The 14,223-nt window shown below is 47.0% G+C and carries 13 protein-coding genes; 12 read left to right on the top strand and 1 reads right to left on the bottom strand.

Annotation, left to right across the window (positions count from 1 at the left end):
• Positions 1-83: 83 nt before the first annotated feature.
• On the bottom strand, positions 84-386 hold the full coding sequence (locus JK232_RS21710; RefSeq protein ID WP_016807936.1) for a PIN domain-containing protein: 303 nt from the start codon (positions 384-386) through the stop codon (positions 84-86).
• Between the two features lie 403 nt (positions 387-789).
• Here JK232_RS21710 and JK232_RS21705 point away from each other — a divergent pair, with 403 nt between their 5' ends.
• The 12 genes from JK232_RS21705 (at position 790) to JK232_RS21650 (ending at position 14,170) form a co-directional block, all read left to right on the top strand.
• A complete protein-coding gene (locus JK232_RS21705; protein ID WP_045282254.1) occupies positions 790-1,158 on the top strand; it encodes a hypothetical protein in 369 nt (122 codons plus the stop codon).
• Positions 1,151-1,525 carry a hypothetical protein gene (locus tag JK232_RS21700; RefSeq protein ID WP_016807934.1) on the top strand — a complete coding sequence of 125 codons (375 nt, stop codon included), beginning with the start codon at positions 1,151-1,153 and terminating at the stop codon, positions 1,523-1,525. Before JK232_RS21705 ends, JK232_RS21700 begins: the two co-directional genes overlap by 8 nt.
• Positions 1,526-1,603: 78 nt before the next feature.
• On the top strand, positions 1,604-1,969 hold the full coding sequence (locus JK232_RS21695) for a hypothetical protein (RefSeq protein WP_016807933.1): 366 nt from the start codon (positions 1,604-1,606) through the stop codon (positions 1,967-1,969).
• An 84-nt stretch (positions 1,970-2,053) separates the two neighbouring features.
• Positions 2,054-2,701, top strand: coding sequence for a hypothetical protein (locus JK232_RS21690; protein ID WP_045282253.1), 648 nt, complete (start codon positions 2,054-2,056; stop codon positions 2,699-2,701).
• Between the two features lie 75 nt (positions 2,702-2,776).
• Complete coding sequence (locus JK232_RS21685) at positions 2,777-3,379, top strand: DUF3085 domain-containing protein (protein ID WP_016807931.1); 603 nt, start codon at positions 2,777-2,779, stop codon at positions 3,377-3,379.
• Between the two features lie 67 nt (positions 3,380-3,446).
• Positions 3,447-3,794: a hypothetical protein gene (locus JK232_RS21680; protein ID WP_016807930.1), complete on the top strand. Its 348-nt coding sequence runs from the start codon at positions 3,447-3,449 to the stop codon at positions 3,792-3,794.
• Between the two features lie 81 nt (positions 3,795-3,875).
• Entirely contained in the window at positions 3,876-4,862 is a 987-nt protein-coding gene (locus JK232_RS21675; RefSeq protein ID WP_016807929.1) for an ArdC family protein, read from the top strand.
• A 105-nt stretch (positions 4,863-4,967) separates the two neighbouring features.
• Positions 4,968-5,900, top strand: coding sequence for a DUF1281 domain-containing protein (locus JK232_RS21670; protein WP_016807928.1), 933 nt, complete (start codon positions 4,968-4,970; stop codon positions 5,898-5,900).
• Positions 5,901-6,238: 338 nt separating this feature from the next.
• On the top strand, positions 6,239-8,797 hold the full coding sequence (locus tag JK232_RS21665; protein ID WP_016807927.1) for an AAA family ATPase: 2,559 nt from the start codon (positions 6,239-6,241) through the stop codon (positions 8,795-8,797).
• A gap of 11 nt (positions 8,798-8,808) precedes the next feature.
• Positions 8,809-10,665, top strand: a complete 1,857-nt coding sequence (locus JK232_RS21660) for a DUF2357 domain-containing protein (RefSeq protein ID WP_029591439.1) — start codon at positions 8,809-8,811, stop codon at positions 10,663-10,665.
• Between the two features lie 310 nt (positions 10,666-10,975).
• Positions 10,976-12,484, top strand: coding sequence for a UvrD-helicase domain-containing protein (locus JK232_RS21655; RefSeq protein ID WP_029591438.1), 1,509 nt, complete (start codon positions 10,976-10,978; stop codon positions 12,482-12,484).
• A 66-nt stretch (positions 12,485-12,550) separates the two neighbouring features.
• The gene (locus JK232_RS21650) at positions 12,551-14,170 is read left to right on the top strand and encodes a TraI domain-containing protein (protein ID WP_016807924.1); all 1,620 of its coding nucleotides are present in this window, start codon (positions 12,551-12,553) and stop codon (positions 14,168-14,170) included.
• Positions 14,171-14,223 lie beyond the last annotated feature (53 nt).

The following is a 14,223-nucleotide window of genomic DNA, read 5'->3' as shown; positions in this document are numbered from 1 at the left end:
GCACCACGCCTTCAGTAACGGAGCAGGAAGGACATCTGATGGAAATGGAAGCCACGCAAGCACCTTAAAATCACCATCATACACTAAATCAGTAAGTTGGCAGCATTACCTGGTTTTACGAATATCTCTGTTGGTACATGCGCCGGAGTAGTTCTCAGTATCGGGGCATACGTTTTCTGAAATTTATTAAGTTCTTTTAAGGCTTCCTCAGCGTTTTTACGAATATGTAATTCAATTTCTCTGCGTGTGATGTCAGTAACAAGGATACGCACTTTATCATGTGATGCAAAATTCTCCAGTTTTTCAAGAATGTATAAGCCAAACTGAAAATGCTTTCGTTCATAGGCAGATGTATCGATATAAACAAGGCGGGTAATGAGTTCCATGATCATCTTCCTGAGATGGTTGGGGGGATGGTTCAGTATAAGTCTCATCCAATACTTGTTGTATGATTCAGTACACAAGGTTATCTGCGGCTTGACAGATCTGCGTTTTGTTTTGAAAATGAACAGGCTTATACGTTGCTTTTGCAACCACCAATGATTCAGTAGCCTGTGAGAATCGCCTTCGGGTGGCTACAACAAAAGCTCCTGTAACCTGAAAAGGGGCAAAAAATTGGTAAATCTGCACACCTTTGAGAGCAGATATCGTCAATTTAAGCGCACTATGACGCGACGATAAAGGTTCCTTCTGTACTAACCAGACAGTCAGAATGTTGTTTTTTCTGACTCCCCGACGGGAAACACTTCCCGCTCGGGCAGGTGTTTCCTTTTTTTATGGAGAAACACAATGTCTGTCATCTCTTCTGCGATTTTCCCTGAACATATCCTTACTCAGCTTCAGCAGTCTGCTGACGCAGCTGTCCGGAAATTGAAATCTTTCATTTATCTGCATCGCAACAGCAACTGGTATGTCAACGGCTCGGGCAATTATGCCGTCCGTGCTCATATCTCTTCTGTCAAAGACCAGGGCGTTAACGTCTTTCTTACCGTTCGTACAGGCTGCCACCGCGCCGAGTATGTTTTTCACCGCCTGCCGGTTTCCTTTCCTGAGGGAATAACAGGTCGTCGAAACGCATACCGCCATGCCTGCCGTCAGGCACAGCATCTGGCACACCTGCGCTACCGTTTTCTTTCCGGAGGGCATTCTCATGACTGAAGCACTGCACGACGTCACTTTTCGTATTCTGTCGATGTCTGAGACGCGACGGGATGTATGTCCCGCTCAGTATGGCCCCGTAAGTGGCGTTTTCATCAGGGGCGAAATCCTCAGAGATAACGTCTCCTGTGGCGAACAGGTTTTTGTCGCACCGCTCGGTGATTGTGATCCGGCTGACCCCGAACTTTGCGTCTGGTGTCAGTATTACGGATATTCTTCCCGGGTTAAGGCCGGCGACATACTGGATGGTGTGGCCGTTTCTGGCATAAATTTCGCTGATCCACTGTCGTTAGCTGTGCTGCAACGCCTCCGCTTTAATCCTGAATATGTGTATCAGGAGCAATCTGATTCATATGCACTGCACTGATCGGCTGATGAAGGCCGTGACCGTGAAATGTTGTGGACCCTGACGGGGATATCCCGTTATTTACCTGAGGATATACCCATGCACACAGACGTTTATACGCTTAAAACTCCACTGGACACGCTCAGCTGGCTTTGCCTGCTTGAGAGTGAACTCCTGAGCATCAGGGCATTTCAGCGTCTCGATCTTCATACGGACCGGGATGAAACGAATGAACTGACGTTTCTGGAAGATTCCATCATTGGGACCGGCACAGCTTATGGCTGGTTTGTCTTTTTACTCGGGGAAGGCGATATTCCGCCTTTGCCTGATACGTCTAAAAATCTGCTCTTCACGCTGGACGAGCTGGGAAAAGAAATTAACCGGCCCTTCTGGGAGAAGGCCGTGGATGAAGGTATCCAGGATGCCCGGTGTGATCGGGCTATAGCGGCTCTCGAACGGATGTAATCAGCAGACAGAACACACCCTGACGGGGATTTACTCCCGTCCGGGGGATAAATCCCCCCTTTTTTATTCGCGGAGGATTTATCGATGAAAAACCAGTTTTCTTCGCCGGCTTCCATGTCGGTTGTCTACACCATCGAGCATGTCAGCACGGTTCCGTTGCGACACTGGCATGCTTTCGTTCTGGTCGTCACAGAAACTTTCTGGCAACTGCCGGTGCGTCTGCGTCCGGGGAATACGTATCTGCCGTCGCTTAATCGCGCGGCTGACCTGTTTCCGGTTGCTGATGTCATGGCGTTTCGTGGCGACACAGGCGGCAGTGTCTGGCCGGTCAACATGACTATAGAGCGGGAGCGCAACCGCAATACGCTGAGTATCCAGGAGCTGGATTTTCAGCATCAGCCCTGCGATTTCTTTGCACGTATTGTGATGGTCCTGCTGCATAACCTGTGTCCGGACAGCTTCCGGATACATTCTTCAGACGAGGGTCGCAGCTGGGCGTTACCGTTACGCTGGATTGAACAACATCTCGGTCTGCCTGAGCAGCCGACGCTGACCGCGCCTCAGTCGGTACTGAAAACACCGGTAGGCGAGGGCGCGTTTGATTCCCTGCTGCTGCAGCTGCTCTCCGGTGGTGAGCGGGTGCTGAGCAATGAGGACTGGAATGCCTTCGTGCTGGCGGAATTCCATCTGTACGAACTGAAGCGGGTCGCGGAAAAATCTGACTCGTTTTAAACAGTACTGACTTTAACCCCGTCGGGAGAGATGACTCCGGACGGAGCGGCTCTCCCGTTTTTACAGGAGAGCCCCATGCTTTTTTTCGACAATAAAGACCTGACTAACGTCCTGCTAACCGCCCGTATGCAGGGAGGCCAGCTTCACCTGGCAAAGGATGAGGGTGTTTATCTTATGCCGGCCACCGGTGCCTGGCAGGGCAACGATCCGGTGCCGCGTATTGCGTATGCCGCAGGGTGTCACCCTCAGAAAAATGAGGACTGGTACGACACGGCACGCCTGCTTGCCGGCGGCGATGATTTCATTGAATCACTGTCGATAAGCGACGCGGTAGCCACCTCTGTACTGTCCGGCAGGACGGACCTGAGGCTCCTGATTACCGACACACAGATACAGGTGCTCACCGCTGCGACTGACCGGGTGAAAGTGGCGCAGTATCGCCAGAAGGCCGATCAGCTTTTGGCGAGTGCAGTCTGTCACTTCAGTGCCTGTGTCGGGCCTGATGAACTCTGCCGCTGGCGTGAAAACGCCGTGCGTCTGCTGACGCAGGCGGCCTTCATCAGCTGTAAGCGGGCGAAGCCTGAAGATCATCAAACTTTTCTGAACGCCTGTGGCAGGCTGCAGGCCAGGTTATCGCAGGTGACCCCGCAGGGGGCGCTGCGAATAACCGGACGTTAATTCACCCCGGCAGGGACTTTTCCTGCCGGAAAGATTCCTGCCTCTTTCTGAACCGAAGGAGGCCCGTATGGGACTGGATATTTTTCTCTACAGCCAGCACCGGCAGATCGTCGCAGTACCGGCACCGTATCATCCGGTGTGTGAACTGAGCCGCGATTTTTCACTGATTACCTGGCTGGATAAGCACGTCGGTGAGGTGGAAAACGCGACCTGTCTGGAACTGTCACGCGAGCATATTCAGCAACTGAAAGAGAGGCTGGACTGTGCGATTGCGACATTTACAGAGGGGAATGAGGATAATCCGCTTCTTCAGCGCCGGCTGCAGTACGTTTTCACCCTGCGTGACAGGCTGGAAAGCCTGCTCAGTGATTTTGACTTTGAACATGAATACCTGTGGTTTTATGCCGCATGGTAACTGACCTCTGAATTTCCCGTCGACGGGCGTATCTCTGCGCTCGCCGGCGCAGGGGTATGCCTCTGATTAAAGGTATATCTCATGAAAAAAACGACTTCACGCAAGGCGGCTCGCCGTCCGGCAAAACCGACTGACCTTTATCGCCAGATCACCGACCGCATTGTTGTCGCGCTGGAAAACGGCGTAGCGCCCTGGCGTAAGCCGTGGCGCGCGGCTGCCGGCAGCGGTCTGGCCGGTCTGCCCCTGAATGCCACAACCGGACGTCACTACAGCGGCGTGAATGTCCTGCTTCTCTGGATGTCAGCGGAAGAGCAGGGTTTTCGCAATAACCGCTGGATGACTTACCGGCAGGCGCAGCAGGCTGGCGGGCAGGTGCGTAAGGGTGAGAAAGCCACCCTGGCGGTGGTTTATAAGGACTGGACGAAGCAGGCAGAGGATCGCGAAGGCAACCGCCTTTATGACAGTGACGGTAAACCGCTGATGGAAACCGTGCCGATGCTCAAACCCCTGCAGCTGTTCAACGCTGAGCAGTGTGAGGGGTTGCCGGCAGAGGTTGCGGCTTCACCTGAGCAACCACCGACGGTGGATGAGGACGGCATACTCTGTCCGGACGTGATGAACAGGGTGATCCGGATGTTTAACGCCACTGGGGTTAAAAACCGGATGCTGCCTCAGAACCGGGCATATTACCGCCCGCTGACGGATGAAATTGTGATGCCGATGGCTGAGCAGTTTTTTACGGAAGCGGACTGCTGGTCCACGCTGTTGCATGAGCTTGTACACAGTACCGGTCATGCGAAGCGACTTAACCGGGAGGGGATAACCTCCTCATCCCGGCAGTTCGGGGACCCGGTGTATGCCTTTGAGGAGCTCATCGCCGAAATGGGCAGCGCGTTTTTGTGTGCTCAGCTCGGCGTGTTCGGTGAGGTTCAGCACGACAGCTATGTGGACCACTGGCTGAAGGTGCTGAAATCTGACAAAAAGGCCCTGTTCCGCGCCTGCCGGCATGCCCGGGAAGCGTCGGAATATCTGCTGGCACTGCCTGAAAGTCAGGCTGTGGCGGCGTAATTAACTTATCCGGTGACGGTTATTCCGTAACTGTCGCCGTCCCGTGAGGACGCCGCTCCTCACGGGGCTGTGTCCTCTTTTTTTTATGAAAGAGGAGTATTCACTATGTCCGAATGGTGTCATAACCGCCTGGAAATCACCGGTAAATCAGTCTGCATCGATGTCATGCTGCAGTGGATAAACGGCACTGACGTACCGCGTCACCGCCACGCAGTGCAGCAGAGCATACAGCTGTTTCTGGCTGGCGCGGCGGGGATACTCAAGCCGGTGCGGACCACGTCGTATCCGCCCTGTCAGGGGCTGGTCCGTGCAGGCACCGGGCTTTCCACTGCGGCCAATCAGGCGTTTGAAAGCTGGCTGGCGCTCCTGCTGAAGGATGCCATCCTCGATGCGGAAACCATCAGAGCCGTGGACCGGCTTTATCACCAGTCAGGTCTGGGCGCGCTGAAATGGGAGAATATTCCCGACCCGGCACGTGAGGTTATGGCGGAGCTGATTGCCAGACAGTATACCGACTGGTTTGGTCTGGTCAGCGCCGGCGATGAGTCTCATGCTGCAACTGCCTGGGAGCGGCTCAGCCAGTATCCTGAACGCTCCCAGCCCTGCGATATGCTGGCCGTCATACCTACGCGGCTGGCAGCAGAGCTGAACGGCTCCGGGGGGCTGATGTCCGGTGTGTCGACCACAACCAGCCTCTACTGCCGGCAGTACGGCATGGAGTGGCCGGCCGGGCACAACGTCAACTGGCAGCGCCATACGCCTAACAGTCTTACGCTGCAGATGGATATGCCCTGGCTCCCGCCGTCAGGTGAGGTTGTCGGGGAAATCTCAGCGGTGTTTGACTGCGAGGTGCGTCACAGCTACAGCGAGCCCGTGAGCGGGCTCAGCGGTTACGACTGCTATGACGGCGGTGAGCATGTTGACGGACACAAAGGCGCGTCCGGCGCGCCTCAACCCGGACAGGTGCTTTATCTCGTCAGCGATGAGCCCGCTTCACCGGCTCAGGAACCTGCATCATATCGTGAGGTCCGGGGGTAAAAGCCTGTTCCTCCGTTGACTCAGCCACGGCTCTGCCGTGGCATTTTTTTCTCAGCCGACGGCCAGTTGACCAGGATATGCATTCCTTTTTATTGTGGCTTCAAACGGAATAATTAACCATTTGAATTTAATGATAATTCTTTTTGGCGAGCTAAGGAGTTCAAATCAATACCTGCCACTTACCAAAAACAAGAAGTTTTCAACTACCATCCATTGCTAAATGTTTCAAGTCGTTCTATAAGGAATGCTCATAATTAAGCTAATTCTTAATAATGATTTCAACATGTTAATAGTAGCATATTAATATTAACGTTTCTTATGGTTTCGAATGAGGTTCTATGAACAGGTTATTGGTTATAAAGGAAGAAAATCATACAGTTAACCCTGATATGGGGCTTGTGATTCCTGTTGCTTATCTTGATGAAAATGGAAATTATGAAAAAATTGATCCTAGCGATTTTCCTAATGGAGGAATATTTATTTCCAAAGGATTTTTGAATATAAGCCAGCAGTTTGGATATGATGAATTATTTATTCTTAATGAATATTACGAAAGCAATGATGATGACTGGAAAATTAATACAAGACATCAAAAGCATTTTGGACTTGGAAGTAAAGTAGAAAGGCTCGATAAAAGCTACTTTATTCCAATTATAAAATCTGCTCTCCCCGATATAAAAACAGGTTTCCTTGGTCATGATATTGACGCCCCTAGCGCTCAATTCTTTATTGAGAATGAGGGCTATGTATATGGACCGTTTAAAGCCTCCAAACAAGATAACAATTGGCAATTATCTCCTTTATCTACACCGTCACCCTTACAGCTTAAACAAGACCATATAGCAAGGTTTGATTTAAAGGAAATTATAGCTAATGATTTTTCTTATGAGTTAATTATTAAAGGTGAAGTTAGAAAATATATTAAAAATTTGAAAGACCTCTCCAGTTTATTGTTTGAGCAAAAAGATTACATTTCAGATACAAGGCTTGTTTCTTACTTCACCAAAAATGGATTTGGAAATGGATTTTCGAAAAATAAATCTCCTTTAGGAAAAAGTGAAGCGCAAAAGTTGTCGCAAGGGATTGATGAGTATGTTAAGAAGAATAAAGTATTAGAGAATAGCGAGCGTCTTAAAAGACTTAAGGAGCTACTTGGAGAATTTTTAGATTCAAGTCCATTCGGCCAAGAGATTGTTCAAGAGTTTTTAGCAGAAAGTAGGGATGGCAGGCTTTATTTAGATGATTATTTCAGCAAAAATAAAGACCTGCTGGTTAAGCAAAAGTCTAAAGAACTAGAGGAAGTTACTCGAGTACAGAAGAGTAAATTAAATAAAGAGATAAGTGATTTAGAAAGGCTAATAACAAATAAAAAAGCAGAATTAGATTCTGAATTAAAAAATGTTGAATATGAAAAGGTCAGGGCTAGAGAAGAACTTGAGAGAATAAAAAAACAGTCTGCTGAAGATGCTCATGACCTTCTCCTTCAAAAACAGCAGGCTTTGACGGAAAAAAATGCTGAGTTAGAAGAAAACATTAAAAATGCAAGCATTAAGCTTGAACAATTCTACTCAATGGAGTCTAGGGTAAATGATTATAATTCTCTGAATGAAGAAATAAATTATCTGAAAAGGCTTAAAGAGGATATTGAAAAAGACAAAGAATCAGCTGAGAAAGCACTTAAACTTAAAAAAGCAACTTTGAACTCTCCACAGCTTCTGGAAAAAACTGTAGAGATACAAACAATACAAAACCTCAAAACTCTCTTGAATGGTGGCAGGGCAAGAGAAAGCACGCCGAAAATATATAAAACAAAGATAAATCCATCAACTATCGAACTGAATAAAGAAAACAGAAAAGAATACATTAATTACTTAGTTGATTCATTTAGCAACGATAATGGAAGGAATTTTTCATTTGATGAAATGGCGAATTTAATTATATGCTTGAATCAATCATTCATGACAATTTTATCAGGCCCTCCGGGAACAGGAAAAACCTCCACGGCTATTAGATTAGCTCAAAATATGGGCTTGACTAATGGTGAGAATACATACAATACTAGTAACTTTATTAATATTCCAGTCGGAAGAGCTTGGGTATCAAGCCGAGACATCTTAGGATTTTATAATTCCTTAAAAGACGTTTACCAGCCAGCCCGTACAGGTCTTTATGAGTTTTTGAAGAGTGATCATAATCCAGATTATTTGAAAATAATTCTACTTGATGAGGCCAACCTGTCTAGCGTCGAACACTATTGGTCAGACTTTCTAGGTATGTGTGATCCCGAAGGAAGAAATAGAAAAATTGATTCTGGCATTCCATCTGAAGACGAAAGATATATTACCGTGGCTGATGGTGTGCGTTTTATAGCAACTATTAACAATGATGCGTCAACTGAACGTTTATCGCCAAGGTTAATCGACCGGGTACCCGTAATAGGTTTAAATCACAACGCAGAATTTAAATCGAACGTTATAAGATCTTTAGCATTTGAAGGCGCTGTGAAAAACGAATGGTTGGAAAGTTGTTTTGATGTGAGCTTATATGAGTCTTCTTTTACGACGGAAGAGGAGAACTTACTTGATGAAATAATAGAAATATTAAAAGCTCCTCTTACCAGAACTACTTCTGTTAGAGTCAGTCAAAGAAAATATAATGCAATGAAGAGGTATTGCTATATTGCTAATGAAATCGAAGGGTTACAAGTTCAGCCTCTAGATTTTGCAATAAATCAGCACGTTTTGCCATTGATTGAGGGGTACGGTGCAGGTTTCAAAGAAAGATTGCACAATCTTGAGCAAAAGCTTGTGGAGTTTGATCTTCATATTTCTAAAGCAACACTTAGAAATATAATAAATAATGGTGATATTTATAGCGAATCTTACTCTTATTTTTAGGATTGTTGATTATGAAAATTAAGGTTTCAATTTTAGGGGGGAAGCGTCAGGGAGATGCTTTTGAACTGAAGTTAATCGATGAAAAAATCAACTCATCATTATTCATTCTTGAAGATGAAGCTATAGAAATAGCCTTTACGAGTGAAAACTATTACGAAAAGATTTCTTTGTTATTATACGAAAATGAAGTGGAACCTACTTTAATCGAACGTGTAGGCGAGCTTTGGACTTACAGATGGCTTCCCAAAAGGCTAGGGCGTTTTTCATATGAATGTTTTTTCCATAATTACTATGGAATAGCCGAATTAGTACTTGAAGCTCAATACGGTGAAAGGACTGAACTTTTTAGTTTTCAATCGATAGAAGTTCTGGCAAAAAAGTTAAATGCAGAGCGAGTTGATAAGATGCTGAACTATATAGCAAAAATCGATAGTAATGCTCTTTGTGCTTTTTTCAGAGTAACTCGGCGGAAAGCAGGTTTCAAAAATGGGGATACTCCTGCTGAAATTTTACTAGAACAAATTGAAAGCATTGTCGAAATAACGACAACCCTGATAAGAAAAATAATACAAAGACCTATTTCTAAATTAACAAGTCGGGAGAAATATGTTTATCCGAGTGACAACACAAATATTGATGATTTGACGCTGTCATGGCTATGTAGCAACACTGATGAGCTATTTGAAACAGATTCATATGAAAGTGCAATTTTGGAGTTTAACGATGAGCTTTATGGGGCGAGAAAGCTTATTGAGCACCAGGCAGTAGAAGATTCTGACGTTTATGAAAATCAAGTTTTGCATGGTTTTGTTATGACTTTAATTCAAACCACTTCTTCTCTTCTTTCAGGCTTCAAAAACCCTGATAAGTATCCAAATAGAATAAATGGAAGCCCTTTAGGGTATGTTAGTTTTTTCTCTCAAATACAAAAATTTCAGAAGAGTATTAATGGGCGAAAAATTTTAAAATGCAAATCAATATTATCAGATTTACATTCTCTTAAAAGGATAATGGCAGAGGTGATGCCTGCAAAAAAACATATAATCGGAGTGCCCACGTTTACAATGAAAGCCAAAAAGGATCCTTTATACCTTTCTGTTTTCAAAAAGATCGTTGACTGGTACCGATTTGGGAAACCTGATTGGAGTGTTCAAGAAGAGTTATTATCCATACAAAGCATTCCAAAATTGTTTGAATACTATTCTCTTTTCTATATAAGAGAGATATTAGGACAGCATATAGGCTCTAAATCCGCGCCCGAACCAGTTAATGAATCAATATCATTTGTTTTTAATCTTAGAAAAGGGGCTACTCTAAAATTACTATATGAGCCAAAATATTGGATGGCCACCCATCCCATGGCAGACCTAAGAGGTTTGGTTAACAGTGAAGGATGGACAACTTACAATGGTATGGTGACTCATCGTTCTTCCTCAGGGAGATTTTCTAATCGATCTCCCGACTTTGTAATACATATTAGCAATGGGAATGGTATTGACAAGTATCTCATTCTTGATGCGAAGTATACTTCTACTGATAAAGCCTTTTTACATTATTTACCTGAGTTAACGCTTAAATATCTTCATGGACTTCATTCTATTTCAGATGCAAATAGTTCCATCATTGGTTTGATTATTTTAAATCCTGATGAGAAACTACTCATTAGAGATTTCCATAATTCATCATTTGATATTTATTCGGATAGGCCAGCTATGCCATTTTTATTATGCGCTACCATTTCTCCTGGGGAAGAGTATATAAGTAATAATTGTTTCCAACATTCTCTTTTAAAGATGGTAACTCTTATGGAGCAACGTGTTAACACAGAAGGTCAAGGTCGCTACTTAATGAACGTTTTAAGTGCTTAGGGGGATTGTAAAGTTTTACATTAAATATCTCCTGAAGAATTCTATAGATAAAAATAGTGCGTGAATAGCGGAGAGAGTGAATGAAAGACCAATTAAGATAATTGATAGCGATTATTGTTAACGTCAGCGAAAGTTTGTGGATGTTGCTAACTTGTCATGTATACGTAGTATAAAAAAATAAGATCATCATTTTTACGCTCCCGCTCGGGGGCGTTTTTTATCTTTGAAAAAAGGGATCTGGTTTTTTCTCGAAGTGCACGCTTCCCGCTGTCAGGCTGTTTTTTTACATCTGCTGCTGCGGGAGAACACAGTGACCTGGAAAACAACAGCCGAACAAAACGCCATCATCGAGTGGAAGGGCAATCATCTCGTGGTGAATGCCTTTGCCGGTACAGGTAAAACCTCCACTTTAGTGAGTTACGCTGAAGCCAACCCGGAAAGTAAAATGCTTTACCTCGCCTATAATCGCGCTGTGCGGGATGAGGCTGAACGCAAATTCCCCTATAACGTAGAGTGTAAAACGTCGCATCAGCTTGCATGGGCCCGTTTCGGCAAACATTTCCGTGACCGGCTGACAGCCAGTCTGCGCATTACGGATGTGGCCAGAAAGCTCAATACCCGCCACTGGGCGCTGGCGCGGCTGGCGCTCAGCGGGCTGAACATGTTCCTCTGCAGTGCTGACCCCGAGCCGGGGCTGATACATCTGCCGTCTGAGGATGATCGCCACGGTCTCGATGCCGGTAAAATTCTGGGGGCAATACAAATCCTCTGGTATGAAATGAGCCGTACTGATTCAGTCTTTCCCGTCACGCACGACACCTACCTTAAACTGTTCCAGCTCTCTCATCCTGACCTGTCAAAACGCTGGGACACCATCCTCTTCGACGAGGCACAGGACGCCAATCCGGTGACCAGTGCATTTGTACTGAATCAGCCCTGCCGGGTCATTCTGGTCGGCGACCGTTACCAGCAGATATACCGGTTTCGGGGGGCAGATAATGCACTGAGAGCCCCGCAGCTGGTGCAGGCAGACCGGTTGTGGCTGACAGCGAGTTTTCGGTTTGGCCCTGAGGTCGCGCGGATGGCCAACATCCTGCTTGAACGTGCCGGAGAGGAAAAGCGCGTGACAGGTAACGGGGGGCAGGATGCTGTCGTCAGCAGCCTTCCGGCAGGGGCTGAGCATATTGCTGTACTGAGCCGGACGGTATCCGGCGTGATCGGCAGTGCCCTGACGGCGAGCCTTATGGAGAAAAATGTCTTCTGGGTCGGGGGGATTGAAGGCTACAAAACAGAGGAGCTGGAAAACCTGTACTGGTTCTCCGCCGATATGCCTGAAAAGATGCAGTCCCCGCGCCTCAGCCGGGACTACCGGGATTTTGATGAATACTGCTCAATAGCAAAAGCCACACAGGACGTGGAGATGAACCAGGCCATTCGTCTTCTCGATGACTTTTTCCCACTACCGCAAAAGCTGGCCATCATGCGCCGTCAGGTGGTAACCCATGAGAAAGACGCTCAGGTCACGGTTTCAACCGCACACCGCAGCAAAGGGCTGGAATGGCCGGTGGTAATGCTGAGTGAGGATTTTACTGACATTACCGACCCGCTTCTTTCGCAGGATGAGCGGCAGGATGAGACTAACCTGCTGTACGTGGCTGTCACCCGGGCCAGAAGAACGCTTGTGCTTAACGAACTGATGCGCTGGCTGAGCGATGAAGGCGGGAAAAACCGCGAGACGACGCACGAAACCGTACCGTCCGGAAATGGAGAGAGCGCCGACAGGCACGAAGAAACGGGAAAAACTTCTGAGAGTGAGTAACTGGTTTTTTATGGTGAAGCGCGGGGAGTGTCACAACACTGGGCAGCCCTATACCAGGAGAAAATCATGCGCGACAGAATCAGGACCCTTAGGTTTCTGTTTTCAAAAGGTGAACCGGAACCAGCACATCATGTATCCGCTGTCACACCTGCCGGCTACCACACTCCGCGTACGGTCGATACGCTGTGCTGTAGTCCGTTGAGAAAAACCTGCCTGCAACAAATATGGGAAAACAGCTCACTTCCGGCGGATGTTTATCACCGGTTTTATATAACGCCACTGCATGGCTTACTGGCCAGGGTACAGAATGTGCCGGCAACACAGCAGGGAAGGTGGTCGCAGTCAGACGGCTTCGGGGACCTTACGCTGCAGTTCACAACCTGTGCGGTCAGACTGGCCAAAGGATACATGTTTCCACCCGGAGCTGCGCCAGAAGAGCAGGCAGAGCAAAACGTGATGTGGAATGCAGTCATTTTCTGGTCTGCACTGTTCTGGCATTTGCCGCTCCTGGCGTCTCTGGAGGGTGAGCTGCTTGATGGTAAAAGCTGGCTTCCGGGAATAACCGTTCCGGACTCACCTTATCGATTTCGCTTCCGGGAAGCTGACAACTCCTCAGCTTTTGCAGCGCTGGCAGCAGGACAACTTGTGCCAGCAGAGGCGACAGGATGGCTGGCAGAAAATCCCGAAGCTCTGGGCAATCTTACCGGGGCCTTATGGAACCAGCATCCGGCGATGCCACTTATTAGAAGCTTAATGAAGCAAGCTGCTGAAAAGGTGGAATCGCCTTCGCTGGAGGTATCCGGGGCAAATGAGAAAGTTAACACCCTCATAGAGCCGGCCCTTTCAGTTACGCAAACGCCGTCTGATCAAGAGATTGAATCAGAACCGTCAGTAGAAGCAAAACTTAAAACTGCATCGCCAGAAGTTCCAGATTTGCAGGGTATTCAACTCGCATCTTCTATTGCACCGGTGCCGATGGCTGATGACAGCAATCTCGTCAGCAATGAAAAGGCAGGCGAGATTACGGAATGTGATCCAAACGAAACAGAGAAGGCTGATACAGAGATGCTGCTAAGTCTGTTCAGTGCAATTGCAGAGCCTGATATGACCGGGACTGAAGCATGTGATGAAGAGCCTTCAATCAGTACGAGAGCAGAAAGTGTGCCAGAATTTTCCCCCCTTAATGAACTAAGTCCCGAAGCTGATAAGCCTGAGATAAATCAGACAGTAGCAGAAGACTCTTTCCCTGAACGCGCTGTAGAGGATAACATCCCTTTACACAGCATTAACATTGACGCACAAAAAACAGTGATAAAAAAACAGACTGGCACTGAATTTGTCAGGTGGCTTTCTGAAGGACTTAAGAGCAAGCGAATTGATATTAATCAGCCTGATTCGAGGGCGCATGCAGTTGCAGGGTTCATCTTTCTCAGGGTTCCGGACATATTTTATCTTTACATCAGAGAAAGCGGAGCAGAGCTAAGCAGGGATTCCATACAAATTGAATTTGAGAAGCTGCATATTCACAGGGTGCGCAGGGGAGAGCGTTTTATTAAAGCAAAACTGTACCACTCGCCTGGCAAAGAAGGCACGTTTAAACCTGTAAGTGGATATCTTGTCAAGACTACACACCTTTTCAGAGGGGCGTCTTCCCCTGAAGACAGCGGGCTTCTGTCTTTCCTGTGAAGGAGGGGCAGTCCATGAGGGCCCTTAAGGGCAGCTTGATTTAGAAAAAGGAA

Source organism: Nissabacter archeti (assembly GCF_018257325.1).
Classification (GTDB): Bacteria; Pseudomonadota; Gammaproteobacteria; order Enterobacterales; family Enterobacteriaceae; genus Chimaeribacter; species Chimaeribacter arupi.
The sequence above is the reverse complement of the archived record's forward strand: the minus strand, read 5'-3'. Positions and strand labels throughout refer to the sequence as shown.

Bases quoted from the DNA above. Each gene is read 5' to 3' on its own strand.
- JK232_RS21710 (WP_016807936.1), bottom strand. From the start codon at position 386: ATGGAACTCATTACCCGCCTTGTTTATATCGATACATCTGCCTATGAA.
- JK232_RS21705 (WP_045282254.1), top strand. From the start codon at position 790: ATGTCTGTCATCTCTTCTGCGATTTTCCCTGAACATATCCTTACTCAG.
- JK232_RS21700 (WP_016807934.1), top strand. From the start codon at position 1,151: ATGACTGAAGCACTGCACGACGTCACTTTTCGTATTCTGTCGATGTCT.
- JK232_RS21695 (WP_016807933.1), top strand. From the start codon at position 1,604: ATGCACACAGACGTTTATACGCTTAAAACTCCACTGGACACGCTCAGC.
- JK232_RS21690 (WP_045282253.1), top strand. From the start codon at position 2,054: ATGAAAAACCAGTTTTCTTCGCCGGCTTCCATGTCGGTTGTCTACACC.
- JK232_RS21685 (WP_016807931.1), top strand. From the start codon at position 2,777: ATGCTTTTTTTCGACAATAAAGACCTGACTAACGTCCTGCTAACCGCC.
- JK232_RS21680 (WP_016807930.1), top strand. From the start codon at position 3,447: ATGGGACTGGATATTTTTCTCTACAGCCAGCACCGGCAGATCGTCGCA.
- JK232_RS21675 (WP_016807929.1), top strand. From the start codon at position 3,876: ATGAAAAAAACGACTTCACGCAAGGCGGCTCGCCGTCCGGCAAAACCG.
- JK232_RS21670 (WP_016807928.1), top strand. From the start codon at position 4,968: ATGTCCGAATGGTGTCATAACCGCCTGGAAATCACCGGTAAATCAGTC.
- JK232_RS21665 (WP_016807927.1), top strand. From the start codon at position 6,239: ATGAACAGGTTATTGGTTATAAAGGAAGAAAATCATACAGTTAACCCT.
- JK232_RS21660 (WP_029591439.1), top strand. From the start codon at position 8,809: ATGAAAATTAAGGTTTCAATTTTAGGGGGGAAGCGTCAGGGAGATGCT.
- JK232_RS21650 (WP_016807924.1), top strand. From the start codon at position 12,551: ATGCGCGACAGAATCAGGACCCTTAGGTTTCTGTTTTCAAAAGGTGAA.